The organism is Ochrobactrum soli, assembly GCF_003664555.1.
GTDB lineage: Bacteria > Pseudomonadota > Alphaproteobacteria > Rhizobiales > Rhizobiaceae > Brucella > Brucella teleogrylli.
On sequence record NZ_RCHH01000014.1, the window covers coordinates 51,664 to 68,763 of the forward strand.

Sequence of the window (17,100 nt, forward strand, 5' to 3'; positions counted from 1 at the left end):
AAAAACAAATAAATAGAGCGGTTCCACGATTCCTTCTTAACCGGAACCGCTCTAAAGCAAAAGCCCCGAAGGGAATGATCCTTTCGGGGCTTCTTTTGTTTCGGAGGATTAACGCAGAGCTGAAAAAAGCTTAGCCAGCCTTGCGTAAGTTTTGTTGTTCAGACAGCGCCCAGCCCAGAGGTTGCAGCTTTTGCAAAGCGTCCTGAATTGCGGCGTCCGGTTCGGAACTGAGAATTTCCACGACCGACAGTCCCCGATAATCCGACGCGGCCAGTGCTTTGGCCGCCGCCACGAAATCAACGCTGCCCGTTCCGATGGGGTCGTGCTTCCAGGCGCTTTTCCCGGTGTCGGACATGTGCAGTATATCGAGGTAAGGGACCACTAGCGGGATCGCTTCACTCAGGTCCTCACTGATGAAATGCGCGTTGGCCAGATCGTAGCAGATGGTCAAAGCGGGGCTCGCAAATTCTTCCACCCATTTGACCATGCTCTTTGCATCCGGCAAAACCCCCATCGGAATGTTTTCCAGAAACACCTTTACCCCAGCCCGCTCCGCATAAGCGACCGTCTTTTCGAGAGAACCCCGGAACCAGCCCTCCAACTGCGCCTTTGGTGGCGCATTTAGGGAATTATATCGCCCTGATACGGAGACAAAGCCTTGGGCCCCAAGTTCGTAGGTCGCGTCCAATAGTTTCTTGTTGAAGCCGACCGTCATTTCGCGGATTTCTTCGCGGGGCGAAGCAAGATTATGGTCCAGGCTCTGTGCCGTCAGCGAATGAATGGTCAAGCCTTCCGCTTCCAGAAACCGACGGATGCGCGCATAATCACGCGCCGTCATATTCTGGATGTCGAGATGCGCCGGGCTGACCATCACATCGAAATGCGTGAAGCCAAGCTTCGCCAGACGCTTCAAAGACTCTTCCAGCGGCACTGTCCAGGCATCACTGATCGTACTCACTCCAAGAGGAAACGAGGCCATTTCTTCTTCTCCCGTTTTGATCGTCGCGACTTATTTCAGAGGCGAATTTGCAGTCGGAAAAGCGATGGTCGAACGCATGTCGGTCGTCAGCCAATCCGGCCCGCCTTTCGGTGGCCACACGTTTTTGGCAACGGAATCTGCACGGATCTGGCCGCGCTCGTTCACCGAAGCGAAAGGCCAGATATGCGTCATGCGCGGCTTGCCGTCGACGCCATACATGCAGATGGTCAGCTTTGAGAGTTCCGTGCGCGCCGGTACAGCCGCTTCCCATGCCTTTATCGTTGGCTCCAGACCACCGGTCTTGAGAACATAGGTACGGAATTCATAGGCAGGACCAAAGCTGCCAGTCTCAATCGGCGGCAGAAATGGAAATGGCGCATAGCCTTCAAGTTCCAGTCCGGTCAGCCATTCGGCAGCACCAAACGGACTGGCCGCGCGAAGTGTGCGCTCACGCTCGACTTCAAAATCGCCGGTGGTATCAAAGCCGCGCAGAACCAGAACCTTATTCAACGCGCCAATATCGGCATAGAAAATGCCCAGAAGACGCCCCTTGCCTTCCCCCGCGAATGCTTCCACTGCCGGCGCAACCTTGGCGGCTGCCCCCATGGTCGTGGAAAGAGTTGCGATTTCATAGCGTTGCATGTTTCTTCCTTTCATTCGTGATAACGTCGGGCGCATCTTGTGACACATCGGTAAGCTTTCCGGCGGCGTGTTTAGCCACACGCCATCCAAACACCACGGCTGGACCAATGGTCGTGCCCGGCCCCGGATAGGTCCCGCGAAAGATGGAGGCGAGATCATTGCCGCAAGCATAAAGTCCATGGATCGGCTCACCGTTCTCATTGAGAACCCGGCCAAATTCATCGCCGGAAAGACCTGCACTGGAGGCGAGATCGGATGGGCGCACAGCCATGGCGTAATAGGGACCGGCACCAACCGGCCCTAAGCACGGATTAGGGCTGAAGCTCGCGTCGCCATTGAACCGGTTCATCACCGATGTGCCGCGCCCAAAGTCTTCATCAATACCGGTTGCGGCAGAACGATTATAGGCTTCGACGGTCTGGACAAGCATGCCCGCGTCGCAACCGATCTTGGCCGCCAGTTCCGGCAAGGTCTCGCCCTCGATCACATATCCGGCCTTGAGCATGGCTTTCAGGTTCTTCGCCCCCGGCAGGATCATCCCCATACCATAGCGATGCAGAAATGCTACGTCGCAAACCAGGTGGGCTGGATTGGCGCCATTACCAATCTGACCCATCGAAAAATCATGATAGGAATTGGATTCATTGACGAAGCGCTTGCCCGCAGCGTCAACCGCCAGAAGGCCCGGCTTGGCGCGGTCGAGGATGATATGCGGCCACACGGCCAGCGATCCGTCTGCCCGACGATAGGACGAGCATGGCATCCAAAGGGCGGGGCTATCGCCGCCATCTTCGAAGCGCGCGCCTATCGCCATTGCCACATCCGCTCCATCGCCGGTGTTGGTGACAGGCGCCAGCGAATAATCGCGCGCCGCTTCAGGAAACAGCCGGTCGCGGATTTTCTTGTTCCAGCATACGCCCCCCGTCGCCAGCACGACCCCTTTGCGAGCCCTGATGCGACGCAGTCCCAATGGCCCCTCCAACACCGCGCCAACAACGCGGCCATCCTCCACAATCAGTTCGTGAACGCCGGTTTCGAACAGCACCGGCACCTTTGCCTTGCGCAGACTAAAGAGAAGCCGTGCCACCAGTGCATTGCCCATCAAAAGGCGTGTTCCGCGCTTGTGACTGAGGCGGTCGAGCACATAGCGCCCGACGATCTGGACGGTGCTGCGGAAATTGGCGATGGAGCCGAAGGGTTGCAGCAAGGCGCCCAGTTCATTGCGTCCCACCATCATACCGCCAAGTCCCATGAATTCGCGGCGCGGCGGACGAACCCGGTCGAAATCATCACGCTCCAGCAGGCGACCATCAAAAGTGACTGGACCCAAAGCCCGGCCCCCATAGGCAGAACCTGGCCCGTCGAGATAGTCGGGATGTGCAAGAGCGGCGGCAAATTTCACATCGGTGCGACGGTCGAGTTCCTCGATAGCCTCGCGCCCTGAGGCGAGAAACGCCTCGCGCAGCCGAATGCCGCTGCGATTGGCGACAACGCTTTCCAGAAAAGCGCGCGCATCCTCGACTGTATCAGAAACGCCTGCTTCTTCAGAAAGATGTGTTCCCGGCACCCAAGTGGTGCCGCCCGAGGTTGAGGTTGTGCCACCAACCTGTTTTGTCTTTTCACATAGGAGGACATTTAGCCCCTCCAGAGCACCAACCAGCGCCACCGTCATGCCACCAGCGCCTGCACCGCAAACCAGGAGATCGACTTCGTCCGCTTTGTGCTGATCATGCTCAGATCGCATATTCTGTTTCCTTGCTGTTGGAGTGAGTGCTCTCAGTCGCAGCTTGCTTGGCAATGGTTTCAGCTGCGATGAACCCAAAAGTCATGGCAGGGCCGAGTGTGATACCACCACTTGGATAGTGACCACCCATAATGCTGTTCATGTCGTTGCCGGCTGCATAAAGACCGGCAATTGGCTGGCCCGAAGCATCGAGGACACGCGCAGATGCATCGGTCTCGATACCGGTAAATGTACCCAGACTGCCTGGTACAATTCGCACCGCATAGAAAGGTCCATTGCGCATGGGAGCAATACAGGGATTGGGTTTCTGATCAGGGTCACCCTGAACCCGCTGATAGAGTGTCTGGCCGCGATTGAATTGCGGGTCTTCTCCCCATTGCGCATCACGGTTGAACGCTGTGACGGTCGCGTTGAGACCCGCCGCGTCGATGCCGCAGCGTTCAGCCAATTCGGTGATCGTTGCGCCCTTGATAAGATAGCCGTTGTTCAACCAACGCCGATAAGGAACGGGCGCTGGTTTGACAGCGCCAAGACCGTAACGGCGCAAAAACCGATGATCACAGATGAGCCATGAGACAACCGGTTGCCCCTCCGGGGTCGCTGCTATCATATCACAAACATAGTCATGATAGGGGCCGCCCTCATTGGCGAAACGGCTTCCCGAAGCCAACACCGCGATCACACCCGGCTTTCCGCGCTCGACAAGATGCGGAAAACGCCCCACGGTTCCATCATTGCGGGGAACGAGAGATACCGGCGCATAGGCCGCGCCATGCGCCATGCGGTCCGATACGTGCCCGCCGACCATTTCGGCGAGACGCATACCATCGCCACTGTTTGTTTTGGGCGCTGCCGATGCGTGATCCGTACCGGCCTGAACATGCGGCAGGTGTTCGAAAAGCCGCTCTTTATCATGCGGAAAGCCGCCTGTCGCCAACACGACGCCGTGTTTGGCAGTGACAGTAAGGGGGCCTTTAGCGGTCATGAGAACCGCGCCCGTGACACCTCCCTGATCGGCGGTCAATTCGCGCGCTGCGGCTCCCGACCAAAGGGTAATCTCCTTATCGGATGCAGACCGCAATAGCCGAGCGACCAACGCGTTGCCATTGACAAGTTGCATCGCGCGCCGATGAACAACGAGATCGCGCAGATGTTTCGACACGCGTCGTGTAACATAGGCAAATGCTTTGAGTGAGCGCATCGCCGTCAGGAACATGCGCATGTCGACGCCTGATGCGATGCCCATGCCCAAAAACGTTGTTTCGGGGATCGGTGGGCGCAATTTTCCGATCAAGGAGCCAAGTTCGCGACCGTCATAAGGTGCGGCGACAACCGAACGCCAGCCTGTCGCCGCCGCCGGTGCATTACCGTGAAAATCCGGCACGCCGCTGCCCGGATTGAAGCGGACTCGCGTGTGACGCTCAAAGAAAGACAGCATGCGCGGCGCGGCTTTCAGATAACCGTCGATCATGGCCTCATCGTAACTATTGCCAAGGATATGCCGCAAATAGGCTTTCGGCTCAGCGGGGTTTTCACCCTTGCCAGCCGATACGGCATGAGGCGCATTGGGGATCCACAGCCAGCCACCGGAAAAGGCAGTGGTACCACCGAACACATCGGTTTTTTCGGCCACGATGACCTTCAGTCCAAAATGCGCTGCCGCTACCGCTGCAGAAAGTCCCCCGGCACCAGAACCGATAACGAGGACATCGCATGCCGCTCGATGAGAGGAAACCATCGGGTCGTTGTTATCGATGGAGTGGTCGGGAGACATATGTATTTCCTATCTGCCAGAACGCGTCACTATCGGGCTTGGGAGTAAAGGGCGGCGATGGCCGCAATCACCAGCGGAACCGCAAAGACGATCATCACCGTCGAAAGGCTTGCCCCCGAGCCGATCAGAACGCCGCCCATCGATGGGCCAACGACGGCGCCAAAGCGCCCTGCGCCCATGGCCCAGCCAACGCCCGTGCCCCGGACGGAAGCCGGATAAAGGCTGGCTGCGAGACCATAGAAGGAGTTGAAGCCGCCATAGATCGCCATTCCCATGAGGAAAGCAGTGAAGAGTACGATGCCGAGCGACATGTGGACTGTTCCGAACACCACCAGAAGTGCAGCGGCGAGAACAAGGAACACAGCCCCGACAATGCCTTGCGGAAAGCGGTTCGACAGCTTGCCCATCAGCAACGTTCCCAGAAACGCGCCGAAGTTCAGGATCGCGCCAACATAGATGGCATTTTCCAATGTCAAACCGGCTTGGGAGGCAAGCTTCGTCACCCATGAGATAACGAAATAAAGCGACAGGAAGCCCATGAAAATTCCGACCCAGAGCCAAATCGTTGGCACCAGACGATTTTCGGCGAAAATGGTAGCGAAACCGGCAGCTTTCTGCTGAGCGGACTTTTGCGGCAATTGCTCGACCGACTCCATACCGAGCCTCGCCAGCACATGATTGACGCGTTGCAGAGCATTTTCAGGCCGTTTGCGGACCAGAAAATCGAGCGATTCCGGTAGGAAAAACCAGACGAACGGCAGCACCACCAACGAGGCAATGCCCGCGCCGATCAGCATCATATGCCAGCCGTAGACAGGGAGCAGCGGTGCCATGGCGAGGCCGGTAAAAACCGCTCCAAGCGGATAGCCAGCGGTCATGACGGCCACGGCGAAGGAACGCTCCCTTACCGGTGCAAATTCCGCAGCAAGCGCGGCCATCGAAGCAAGGATCGCGCCGATCCAAACGCCGATGAAGAAGCGCAGGACAACCAGTTCCATGACTGTGGTTACAAAGCCGCTCAGGATCATGGCGATTGTGATTGCCGCGAGGGCCGTAATCGTCAGTGGCCGGCGACCCCATCTGTCTGCAAGCGGCGCAACGAAGAAGCAGCCGATCACCATGCCCGCAAGACTTGCGGAGAACACGACACCAAGCCGCTCCGGTGACAGCGCCCAGTCTGCCGAAAGCGCAGGCGCGATATAGGAAAGGATAACAACATCCATGCCGTCGATGGCGTTCAACAAAAAGCAGATCGCCAGAATGATGACCCTCAACGAAGACCAGTTTTGCGAAGCGCCAATGGCTTCTAACGCAATATTGTCCTGCTTCGTTTGATCAATGGCTTTTCCGTGCACACCCTTGCGGGTTGCAAGTGTCAGTTTTGCGCCATCGGACCCGACGGCATCTATGCTGTTCATCTGTTCCTCCACTCGATCGCATACGTTCCACGTTGCATTTGCAGCGCGGTTCCACCGTCATGATGCGACATTTTTGTCCTCGTGCGCCGAGGACTCACGATCCTCACTCCCCAGCGTGAGGATCGTTATACAGAAATTTGAATATCATTCCAGAAAATAATTTGATTTTAATTTTTGAGGGAATTCATCAAGCTCAGTGTCGCGGCCAGCGCCTGAGCCGCTCTTTCACGCGGCGCCAGCCGCGCGTTCAATTCTTCGGAGGCGATTTCCACACTGATCGGCACATTCGCAGGCAAAGCCGCCAGAAATGCGCGCAGATCAATACCGCCCTGTCCCGGAAACAGCCGCCCGCCGCGGGCAACCCGGATCAGTTCGCTATCGGTGTCGATGAATTCTTTTGGCGCATCGCATATTTGAAAATAATGAATACGCTCGGTCGGAATAGATGTGAGATCATCGACCTTGCCGCCAGTGCGGTCCCAATGCAGAGCGTCGGCAAGCACACCACCATTGGCTTGGCCGGCCTTTTCCACGATGGCCAAAGCCGCTTGTGCGTCCCGCACGCCAGTCCACGGCATGAATTCGAGATCAGCGGTCAAACCATAGCGGCCCGCAAGCTCGGCGAAACGCGCAAAAGTCTGGGTGAGCCGCGCTGGATCTGGATCATCACCAGCAACCAGAATATTTGCAGCGCCGAGCACTGCCGCACATTCCAGAAACGGCAGAAATTCCTCGACCTTTGTCTGCGCTTTCAAACGCACGATCTCGACATCCCCAATGCGAATGCCGGTATCGGACAAAGCTGACCGGGCCTCTCTCAGAACTGCCGGGTCGGTTAAAATGGGATAGGGTCCCTCACCGCTGGCGGCGGCTGGAAGCAAGCGCAGACCAACGCTGTCATAGCCAGTTTCCGCTGCGATGCGGATTGCTTCCGCAGGAGCGAGATCGGGAACGGTGAGGAATGCGAGTACGAAATGCCTGTTCATGTCGTTCACACCGCGCAAAGAAAATCGACCATCAGATCGCGTACTTCGACGAACATATCAGCGCCGGTGATTGTGCCGCAGCCGATTTCGCGCGCACGCGCCACAAGCGGGGAAATGGCCGGTTTGGTGATCACTTCTCCCACAAACATGTCGGATGCCAGCTTGTCGCCGTCAAAGGGAAGAGCATCGCCTTCCTTCATGCCCGCAGGCGTCGCATTGACAATAACATCAAATCCGGACGGGTCTGATGTGCCCACGCCAATTTTCGCCAGACCCAGAGAAGAAAGCCGTTCGATCAGGCTATCGCGGCGTGCCGCATCCATTTCATGGACCGCCAGTTCCGCGATACCCGACTGAACGAGCGCATAGGCGATTGCCCCACCTGCACCGCCAGCGCCCGCCAGCAAAACCTTTTTGCCTTCCAGCTGGCAGCCAGCCTTACGTAGCGCCGCAACATGGCCCATTCCGTCAAACATCGCGCCTTCCCAGCCTGTTGGGGTCCGTCGCAACGTGTTGACAGAGCCCAGAAACGCCGCCGTTTCGGAAAGACGATCCGCCATGCGCGTGGCTGCGATCTTGTGGGGAACGGTGACAATAATACCATCCAGATTCTGAAGCGCGCGGGCGCATTGCCAGAAACTGGCCAGATCTTCGGGCTTCACGTGGCCCGGTATGCAGATGGCGTTATGCCCCCGGGATTGAAGCATCTCGGTTACACCTTGCGGCGATTTTACCTGTGCGACGGGATCACCGATGACGAAGTGGAGACGCAGCGCGCCATTCAGCTCGGGGGCCATATTTCCTCCAATAATTGAATATAATTCAATTTTCGAATATCATGCCAGAAACAAGCGGTCGAGCGAAAAGCGCCGCTCCAGGTCATTATAAGATCGCTGGAAACGAGCTGTTCCAAAGAAATTGGAAAGGCCGAACGCCGTCACTTCCGCAAAACAATGATTGAAAAACAGAATGTGACATGTCAGTTTTAAATTGACATGTCAGTTTCGCAAATGCTACGTTCATATTATAGACTTTTTGTCCATAATGTGAACACAGGAGGAGCCGTGGTCGCGCAACCGCCCGGGGATATCGACCCCGAAACATTGCGTCGGATGCCCTATCAAAAGCCGCAGCCAGTAGAAATGCTGCCTGATTTGGTGGTGCCCAACGCCATTCCAACCGACGAACGTATCTGGGTTCCACAGTCCGAAAATGTCTGGTTCCGGCCATTGTGCCTCAACCGGTCAGCCGGTTACTGGATGAACCTGTTGAAGGTTCGCAAGTCTGGCGTGCTCAGCCGCCATCGTCATCCTGGCCCTGTCCACGCGCTGGTGCTTAAAGGCAGCTGGCGCTATCTGGAGCACGACTGGATCGCCACCGAGGGGTCCTATGCTTTCGAACCACCAGGCGAAATCCACACGCTGGTTGTCGATGAAGGTGTGGAAGAAATGATCACCTATTTCCAGGTTAATGGTTGCATGTATTACGTCGACCCCTGGGGCAACAATAACGGCTATGAAGATGTCTTCACGAAGATAGACATGTGCCGGAAACATTATGAAGAAATCGGCCTCGGCGCCGACTATGTCGATCAGTTTATCCGCTGATCGCAATCGGTTGCCGGATACAAAATAAGTCAAAAAGGCAGGTTTGAATCCTGCCTTTTTGCAGCACCAGTTGCACGCTCCCATTCTCCCAACCCCTCAAAGAGTTTTCACCATGACCTATGCCCCCGATCTGTTTTCAGGGAAACTAGCGCTCGTCACCGGAGCCACAACCGGCATTGGAGCCGGAATTGCGACCGGCCTTGCCAGGCTTGGCGCGCGTGTCGTCGCCGTTGGCCTCGGTAGCGACCAGTCAAAGCCGGAAGCAGGTCTCGATATCAGCTATCATGAACTGGATGTTTGCGATGCAAATGGCGTTCAGGCGCTGATTGACGGTCTCGACCGGCTCGACATGGTGGTCAATTGCGCAGGCGTCATCCGGCGGCATGAGGAACATGAACTCGACGTGTTTGAAAAAGTGCTCGCCATCAATCTTACCGGCACGATGCGCGTCTGCACGGCAGCGCGCAGCAAACTCGCGGAAGGCAAAGGCGCCATCGTCAACACCGCTTCCATGCTGTCCTTCTTCGGCGGCGGGCTTGTCCCCGCCTATAGCGCCAGCAAGGGCGGCGTGGCTCAGCTCACCAAATCGCTGGCTATCGCCTATGCTTCCGACGGCATCCGGGTGAATGCTGTTGCACCCGGCTGGATCGCCACGCCGTTGACACAGGCTTTACAGGACGACCCCACGCGTTCCGGGCCCATCCTCGACCGCACCCCGATGAAGCGCTGGGGCAAGCCAGAGGATATTGCTGGCGCTGTCGCGTTTCTTTGCAGCCCTGCGGCAGCTTTTGTCACCGGTATTGTCATGCCCGTCGATGGCGGCTACCTAATAGCCTAACCAAGGGCCGAAGGACCGCTGAAACAGGGAGAATAGATCCTGACAATGCAGGAAAAAGTACCCGGCACCGCCGCGTTCTCCCGTTTCATGCAGGTCTTGCAGGCTGTCAGCGATCAGGAACAACCGCTGACGACTGCCAGGCTTGCCACGGCGGTCGATTTGCCTCGCCCTACGGTTTATCGCATCGTTGCGGCGCTCAAGGCCGAAGGTATGCTGACGGAAGTTCGGGGATCGGGCCTGTTGTTGCTGGGCCCGCGGCTTATCAGCCTTGCCGCACGCAGCTGGGAGCGTTCGGATTTGAGACAAGCGGCGGAATTGCCGCTGGTGCGGCTGCGCGACGCCATCGATGAGACAATCCATCTGGCGATCCGCAACGGCAATGAAATGATCTATATCGACAAGCTGGAAAGCAACCGGACCGTCAGGATGATGTCCCGGGTGGGCACAAGGGTGCCGCTTCACTCCAGCGCGGTCGGGAAAGCCTGGCTTGCGGCGCTTGATCAGGCTGAAATTCAGGCAACACTCGATACGCTGCCCCTTCCCCAAAGAACGCGCCAAACGATTACCGGTCGCGACGATTTCACCCGTGAAATCGAGGCAACCCGTGAGCGCGGTTATTCGCACGATCTGCAAGAAAACGAGGACGATATCTGCTGTTACGGTCGCGCTATCGTGGATCGCAACAGGCAGGTACTGGGCTGTATCAGTGTCAGCATGCCGCGATATCGGTTCGAGGAAACCCCGGCGGAAGCAATCCTCAGAGCGATGGCGGATTGTGTCCGCGACATCGCCCGTCAGTTTAATGAGTTTAACGGCTGACCCTCACGCAAACACGACGGAGACCGGGCTGCCGATCTCATAAGTTTCGCCAAGTGGCGAAAGCGCCCCGCTTGTCTGATCAATCTCGTAGACCGCGAGCGAATGACCGTCCTGATTGGCTGCAACCAGACAGCGCCCACTCGGGTCGATAGCGAAATCGCGCGGGGTTTCACCCCGGGTCGTGTACCAGCCAACAGCCTCCATTTCTCCACTTTCAGCATGAACCTTGAAAGCGACGATAGTATCGTGACCGCGATTGGATGCGTAGACGAACCGTCCGTTCGGGTGGACGCGGATTGCCGCGCAAGCCGATTCACCGGTAAAGACCGCGGGCAAGGTGGAGATTTCCTGGATCAGCCGGATTGCATCGTCGCCAAGGGCATATGCGCTGACCGAGCATCCCAGTTCATGCACAACGAAGAGCTTCGACCCATCGGTCGAAAGCGCCATATGCCGGGGCAGATACCCGCCTCTGGTTTTCACCACGCGATCGGGAGTTGTTGCTATCAAGCCTTCAGCAAGTGAATAACGCGCAATCTCATCCGTTCCTGCATCGCAGATCAGAACGTGGTTGCCATCGGGAGTGACCGCTGCGCAGTGAACATGCGGTCCTTCCTGCCTGCTCTCGTTGGGACCCGTCCCACTGCGCTGAACATTGACAACCACTCCGGTCGGAACACCGGCGGCGTCGAGTTCGCAGGTTATGAAATTTCCGCTCAGATAGTTGGAAACAAAAAGCCTGTCTTCGGCTTTGTCCAGCGCAACGTGGCAAGGCCAGTCGCCCATCGCATCGACGCGACCGAGCAAGCGTATATCGCCCGAGGCTTTATCGAAGCTGAGCGCTGCCGCCGCAGCGCCATCCTTGGCAGAAAGTTCCTCGACGGCATAAAGCGTCTTCTTATCGGCAGATAGCGTCAGATAAGTCGGGTTGCGAAGCCCCGCGAATTGCGAAACCGGTGTGATCCGACCGCTTTCGCTCGAAAGCCGAAGAACGCTGATCCCCTGCCCGCGCGCCTGCACATGGGGTAGCGAATCCGTATAGCTGCCAATGATCAGGGTGATTTCGTCCGGATTGTTATTCTGTTCGGTCATGATTGGGGTCTCCTCCATTCATTGGGCGATGCGGGCGTAAAGATCGTCCTGCGGATGATAGCCGAGGAAGCGTTTGCCATTGTCGAGGCTCCAGTCTGAACCGGCATTCGCCGATACACCGTTAACCACAATGCCTTGCTCCGGCCAAGCGTCGCTCGATGCGGTAACGCTGGTAAAGACAAGCTGTTCGAAATCGCCGTTGGATAACCACATATTGCGGAACCATCGCAATGTGCGCGCTTCCTCTGCGTCGGCGGTGCTGGTCGCGCTCTGCCCGCTGGGCGAGCCGGAGGTGCTGATATCGGCAGGGTCGTTGTCGCCGGGCAACGCCCAACCGACGCGCAACGACACAGCGCTCAGACGTCCCTTGGAACCAGCGGCAAGACCGGCGACGAAACGCTCACCCATGATCTTGGAGGAACCATACGCCGTCGAGTCGATATCCTTCGTGCCATCGTTCCAGCGGGTGCCCGGCGCTGGCGCCAGTTCCTCGCGGAGGGCACCCGGAGCCATGGTGGCGGCCAATTCGCCATCCTTGTATCCGCCCATCGCGTGATTGGACGAGCAGAAGACATAACGGGCGACGCCATGCTCAAGACAAGCGAGTCCGAGATTGACGGTCATGTCGAATGACGCAGCCGCTTCGGACCATGTGGAGTCCGGCACGGGGTTTTTTGCGGCAAAATGAACAACGGCATCCACGCCTTCAAGGTGCTGACGCCAGCTTCCGTTCGCATCGGTCAGATCGGCCACCACGACTTCGATCTTGTCGTTCTCCGGTTTCGGTGGCGTGCGATTGGGCGAATAGAAACCAATGACTTTCTCGCACCAGGGCGCTGCGGCCAGTGCTGCGACTGCCTTCGCGCCCAGATTTCCACCAGCGCCCGTCACAATCACCGTTTTTGTCGTGCGCAATTTGGCATCCTTCTCCATATGTCTCACTCCCTTTCGGTATCTTTTCGCCTTTCAGCGCATGAATCGTTTGAACAGGCTAGATGCCGTGTCTCGTCTCTTGCGGTACAGAATAGTCGTGCAGCGGACGAAACCCTCAGCGCACCCTTGTTGAGGGTCGTAATATCGGGGCATCCAAGAAGTCCCAGCCCGCGGTCCACCTCTGACGACAGGATGCCGATGGCATGCCGCGCGCCAGCCTCACCGCCTGCGGCCAGACCATAAATCCCAGCGCGGCCGATCAGCACAAGATCAGCTCCCAGAGCCTTCGCCTTGAGAATATCGGTGCCGCGTCGGAAGCCGCCATCCAGCATGATAGCAAGCTTGCCTTTCAGCTCGGCGGCAATTTCCGGAAGCACTTCCAGAGCCGACACCGCACCGTCAAGCTGACGTCCGCCGTGGTTGGAAATCACGATCCCATCGGCGCCGCAATCGAACGCCAGCCTTGCATCCGCTGCCGTCGAGACACCTTTCACGATGAGTTTTCCCGGCCACAGATCGCGCAGCCAACGAATGTCGTTCCAGTTGAGAGATGGATCAAGCTCGCGACCCAAAACCGCCGACGCACCTTTGGCAGAGTCCTGTCCCGGTGGCAGAAGGTCACCAAGATTCTTGAAACGCGGCAAACCATGCGGGATCGGCACGTCCAGCAACCAGCGCGGATGCAGAGCCGTGTCGATAAGGTTGCGCAGATTGAGCTTCATGGGGCGGCGAAAATTGCGAAGGTCCCATTCGCGATTGCCATAGACCGGAATATCCGTCGTGACCACAAGACCCTGAAACCCAGCTGCCTTGGCGCGTTCGGCGACTTTCCGGACGAATTCGCGTGTCCGGTACATATAGACCTGCATCCACAAGGTGCCGCCTGCATGCTCGGCGACATCTTCCATCGAGGTATTTGAGACATTGCTGAGCGTGAACGGAATGCCAGCCTTCGCAGCGGCGCGCGCAAGCTTCAGGTCGCCCTGATGCGTGAGCATTCCATTAAAGCCGGTCGGCCCGATCGCAAACGGGCTCGCGACACGCTGGCCGAAGAGCTCGACCGACTGGTTTCGACTGGTCACATCGACAAGCGTGCGCGGCAGAAAGCCGATCTGTTCGAAGACTTCCCGGTTGCGGCGCAACGTCACCTCGTCATCCGCTCCGCCTTCGACATATTCGAAGCAGAAATTCGGCGTTCGGCGGCGCGCGATCAAACGCAGTTCCTCGATGTTGCGGGCGCGTCTGAAATCCCAACCGGCGTAATATCGTCTTTTCATCAAATTCTCGCTGTCCGTTGCAGAATATGCCCATGCAAACAGAAATGTAACATGTCATTAATTGTATTAATGGCTCCGCACCTTCTGCCTGCGGAGCCACTATCTGGAAAATTCGTCAGCCGCTGTGATAGCCACCATCAACCGGCAATACGGCGCCGGTGACGAAAGCTGCCGCAGGTGACGCAAGGAAAAGCGTCGGCCCGACCAGATCGTCCACCGTGCCCCACCGCTTCAGCGCCGAGCGCTGCGCGATCTTGTCCGCACTGTCCTCGACCTGCCAGAGGTCTTTCGTCATGTCGGTCTTGTGATAGCCCGGCGCGACCGCATTGACGCGCACGCCGTCACGACCATATTTATGCGCCATGGCGCGGGTCAGACCGACGATACCCGCCTTGCTCGCGGTGTAGGCGGGCACGGTTTCATCGGCAAGATAGCTCAGCATCGACGCCACATTGATGATATTGCCGCCGCTCGCCTTCAAGAGAGGATAAGCGCTGCGGGCAAGGCGCATGGCGCTCGACAGGTTGATATCGATCACATTCAGGAATGTATCTTCATCCCATTCCTTGTCCGGGCGGGAAATGCCCTGACAATTCACCAGAACATCCAGACGTTCCAGTTTGGCAAAAAATGCATCAGCGGCTGGCGCATCGCGCACATCCAGACGCTGGAACGACAGCCGGTCAGTCGCAAACTGTGCGGCCTCTGCGATACGCTGTTCGGAACTGCCCGTCGCGATGACGGTCGCACCGGCTTCGGCAAAACCGCGCGCCATGGCAAGCCCGATGCCGCTGGTGCCGCCGGAAACGATCACAACTTTGCCGTCAAATACCGGCTTTGCGAATGTGCTTACATCCATTTTGATTAACCTCCTCATTTGTCCTTGAAATCACGAAGCTAGTGCCCTGAGCGCCGAAACCACCATGTTGGCTGTAACGGGCATCGGCTCGTTGTGAATAATCTCGCCTTCGCGGGTGGCGCGCCTTGCGACGACGCTAAGTTTTTGTTCCGTCACCTCAGTTATGCCGATATCGGACAGGCGGGTGGGAAGGCGCACCGATTGACAAAAGCTGCGTACGCGCTCGAATTCTTCTGTTTCGCCAGCAATGAGCAGTCCCGCCAGCACGCCGATCGCGACCTTTTCGCCATGCAGATGATGGTGCACGTCATCCAGTTCGCAAAGGCCATGGTGAATGGCGTGGGCGGCTGCAACGCCGCCGGATTCAAAGCCAATGCCCGACAAAAGAATGTTGGCTTCAACGATGCGTTCCAGCGCCGGGCCTGTCTCGTTGCGGTCGCATTGCGCAAGTGCTTCTTCACCGAAGGCAAAGATTTCGTCCCGGCATCTGGAGGCAATGGCAAAAGCCAGATTGGTGCCGGGCAGACCCATACAGTTCGCCGCACCACTTCGGCGGCAGGCCTCGGCCTCATAGAAGGTGGCAAGTGCATCGCCGATCCCCGCCGCCAGAAAACGGGAGGGAGCGCGCGCGATCAGCAGCGTATCGACAAGGACGAGATCAGGATTGCGCGGCAGGAACAGATCATAGGCAACCGTACCATCATCGCGATAAACCACGGCAAGCGCACTGCACGGCGCGTCGGACGCGGCAATTGTCGGCACGACGACAACCGGAAGGCCGAGCCGGTGAGCGACAGCCTTGGCCGTATCGAGCACCTTGCCACCGCCGATCCCGACGATCAGGTCTGAGGACGATGTGGCGGCCAGTTTCTGGACATGCTCCACTTCCGCTTCCGAACACTCGGCGCCATGTCTGACAGCCACCGGCTGCATGGCCTCGCCGAAGGCGGAACACAGGCGCGGTTCCAGCTCCGCGAAAAGAAAACCGTCCAGAAGCGCCAAAGGTTTGACGCCAAGTTCGCGACTGTGCTGCCCCAGTTGCGCGAAGACATTGGGGCCCTGGATATAGCGGCCCGGAAAACGAATGCCACGGACGGAAGACAGGTTGCTCATGAAGCCCCTCCGATCCGCACCACGATTTTCCCAAGTACGTTACGCTCGCGCATGCTCTTGAGCGCATCGACCGCCTCGTCCAGCGAAATGACCTGCTCGATCATCGGGTCAATTTTCTTTTGCTGCAAAAGCGCCAGCATGGCGTCGCCCATCACGGCGAAGTCTCGCTGGGTGGGAACATGCCCGGCGGCATAGGCGCCGCCCAGCGCCACTTCATGGATGGAAGCGGCATAGGTATAGGGCGGAACCTCACGCAAAACCGGCATGGGATCGATGCAGAGCAGATGCCCGTTATAACGGATCAGATCTAGTGACTGCCGCGCATCGCCGGGATTGGCGACCTCCAGCATGATATCGGCTCCGTAACCATTGGTGAGCGCGTGCACGTGTTGCTTCAGATCTTTTGCATGGCGGTCCAGAACATGATCCGCACCAAGCGATCTTACGCGCGGTTCCTGATCCTTGCGCGCCAGAGCGATGACGGTCGCGCCTGTGGATTTGGCGATCTGCATGGCAAAGCCGCCCACGGCGCCGCTCGCGCCCTGAACAAGTACGGTCTGCCCTGCTTCCACGTGCGCCTTGCGCACCAATGCCTGATAGGCCGTCAGGCCGGCACAGGGTAGCGCCGCCGCAGACGTCGCCGCTATGTCGTCTGGCAATCGGGACAGGACGTGGCTGTCAGCCAGTGCAAATTCGGCCAAAACGCCCTGCCGGTTAAGGTCGCTGTGCCATAGGACTCGATCCCCCACGTTCCAGCCCGTCACGTCCGGTCCCAGACTGTCGATCACGCCTGCGCCATCAAGGCCAACCACATGCGCGCCGGTTCCTTGCCACCATGGCGCAAAGCCGGTCGCAAGTTTCCAGTCCACGGGATTGAGCGATGCCGCCTCAACGCGGACGCGGACCTGCCCTTTAGAAGGTTGTGGACGCGGAATCCGGCGCAGGCTGACACCCTCCATCTTCTCGTCCGGCGCATCGCAAACGACGGCCCACATCAATGGCTCGCCTGAAACATGTAA

Annotated in this window: 16 protein-coding genes; 3 read left to right on the forward strand and 13 right to left on the reverse strand. The window is 57.9% G+C overall.

All coding sequences use genetic code 11. From position 1 onward, the window contains the following. Nucleotides 1–130: 130 nt before the first annotated feature. From D8666_RS19005 to D8666_RS19035, 7 genes are all read right to left on the reverse strand, one after another. The gene (locus tag D8666_RS19005) at nt 131–979 is read right to left on the reverse strand and encodes a sugar phosphate isomerase/epimerase family protein (RefSeq protein ID WP_109365636.1); all 849 of its coding nucleotides are present in this window, start codon (nt 977–979) and stop codon (nt 131–133) included. A 30-nt stretch (nt 980–1,009) separates the two neighbouring features. Then, complete coding sequence (locus tag D8666_RS19010) at nt 1,010–1,621, reverse strand: NIPSNAP family protein (RefSeq protein WP_109365635.1); 612 nt, start codon at nt 1,619–1,621, stop codon at nt 1,010–1,012. Beyond that, a complete protein-coding gene (locus D8666_RS19015) occupies nt 1,608–3,365 on the reverse strand; it encodes an FAD-binding protein (protein WP_121539042.1) in 1,758 nt (585 codons plus the stop codon). The genes D8666_RS19010 and D8666_RS19015 overlap by 14 nt, the downstream gene beginning before the upstream one ends. Next, on the reverse strand, nt 3,355–5,139 hold the full coding sequence (locus tag D8666_RS19020; RefSeq protein ID WP_121539043.1) for an FAD-dependent oxidoreductase: 1,785 nt from the start codon (nt 5,137–5,139) through the stop codon (nt 3,355–3,357). Before D8666_RS19020 ends, D8666_RS19015 begins: the two co-directional genes overlap by 11 nt. Nucleotides 5,140–5,168: 29 nt before the next feature. Continuing rightward, nucleotides 5,169–6,557, reverse strand: a complete 1,389-nt coding sequence (locus D8666_RS19025; protein ID WP_121539044.1) for an MFS transporter — start codon at nt 6,555–6,557, stop codon at nt 5,169–5,171. Nucleotides 6,558–6,724: 167 nt separating this feature from the next. Beyond that, nucleotides 6,725–7,543 (reverse strand): sugar phosphate isomerase/epimerase family protein, encoded by an 819-nt coding sequence (locus D8666_RS19030; protein ID WP_121539045.1) that lies wholly within the window; start codon nt 7,541–7,543, stop codon nt 6,725–6,727. Between the two features lie 5 nt (nt 7,544–7,548). Next, a complete protein-coding gene (locus D8666_RS19035; RefSeq protein ID WP_121539046.1) occupies nt 7,549–8,340 on the reverse strand; it encodes a shikimate dehydrogenase family protein in 792 nt (263 codons plus the stop codon). 315 nt (nt 8,341–8,655) lie between these two features. Here D8666_RS19035 and D8666_RS19040 point away from each other — a divergent pair, with 315 nt between their 5' ends. From D8666_RS19040 to D8666_RS19050, 3 genes are all read left to right on the forward strand, one after another. After that, entirely contained in the window at nt 8,656–9,150 is a 495-nt protein-coding gene (locus D8666_RS19040) for a 2,4'-dihydroxyacetophenone dioxygenase family protein (protein WP_121539079.1), read from the forward strand. 112 nt (nt 9,151–9,262) lie between these two features. Continuing rightward, nucleotides 9,263–9,988 (forward strand): SDR family NAD(P)-dependent oxidoreductase, encoded by a 726-nt coding sequence (locus D8666_RS19045; RefSeq protein ID WP_121539047.1) that lies wholly within the window; start codon nt 9,263–9,265, stop codon nt 9,986–9,988. Nucleotides 9,989–10,033: 45 nt separating this feature from the next. Continuing rightward, nucleotides 10,034–10,807 carry an IclR family transcriptional regulator gene (locus D8666_RS19050; RefSeq protein WP_121539048.1) on the forward strand — a complete coding sequence of 258 codons (774 nt, stop codon included), beginning with the start codon at nt 10,034–10,036 and terminating at the stop codon, nt 10,805–10,807. 3 nt (nt 10,808–10,810) lie between these two features. On the opposite strand, the gene D8666_RS19055 is transcribed toward D8666_RS19050, so the two are convergent. From D8666_RS19055 to D8666_RS19080, 6 genes are all read right to left on the reverse strand, one after another. Continuing rightward, the gene (locus tag D8666_RS19055; protein ID WP_167836120.1) at nt 10,811–11,899 is read right to left on the reverse strand and encodes a lactonase family protein; all 1,089 of its coding nucleotides are present in this window, start codon (nt 11,897–11,899) and stop codon (nt 10,811–10,813) included. Nucleotides 11,900–11,917: 18 nt separating this feature from the next. Further along, on the reverse strand, nt 11,918–12,814 hold the full coding sequence (locus tag D8666_RS19060) for an NAD-dependent epimerase/dehydratase family protein (protein WP_209445996.1): 897 nt from the start codon (nt 12,812–12,814) through the stop codon (nt 11,918–11,920). A gap of 23 nt (nt 12,815–12,837) precedes the next feature. Beyond that, the gene (locus tag D8666_RS19065; RefSeq protein WP_121539051.1) at nt 12,838–14,109 is read right to left on the reverse strand and encodes an alpha-hydroxy acid oxidase; all 1,272 of its coding nucleotides are present in this window, start codon (nt 14,107–14,109) and stop codon (nt 12,838–12,840) included. Between the two features lie 115 nt (nt 14,110–14,224). Next, complete coding sequence (locus tag D8666_RS19070) at nt 14,225–14,968, reverse strand: SDR family NAD(P)-dependent oxidoreductase (RefSeq protein WP_121539052.1); 744 nt, start codon at nt 14,966–14,968, stop codon at nt 14,225–14,227. A 30-nt stretch (nt 14,969–14,998) separates the two neighbouring features. Beyond that, nucleotides 14,999–16,081 (reverse strand): glycerol dehydrogenase, encoded by a 1,083-nt coding sequence (locus tag D8666_RS19075; RefSeq protein ID WP_121539053.1) that lies wholly within the window; start codon nt 16,079–16,081, stop codon nt 14,999–15,001. Beyond that, the gene (locus D8666_RS19080) at nt 16,078–17,076 is read right to left on the reverse strand and encodes a zinc-binding dehydrogenase (RefSeq protein WP_121539054.1); all 999 of its coding nucleotides are present in this window, start codon (nt 17,074–17,076) and stop codon (nt 16,078–16,080) included. The genes D8666_RS19075 and D8666_RS19080 overlap by 4 nt, the downstream gene beginning before the upstream one ends. Nucleotides 17,077–17,100 lie beyond the last annotated feature (24 nt).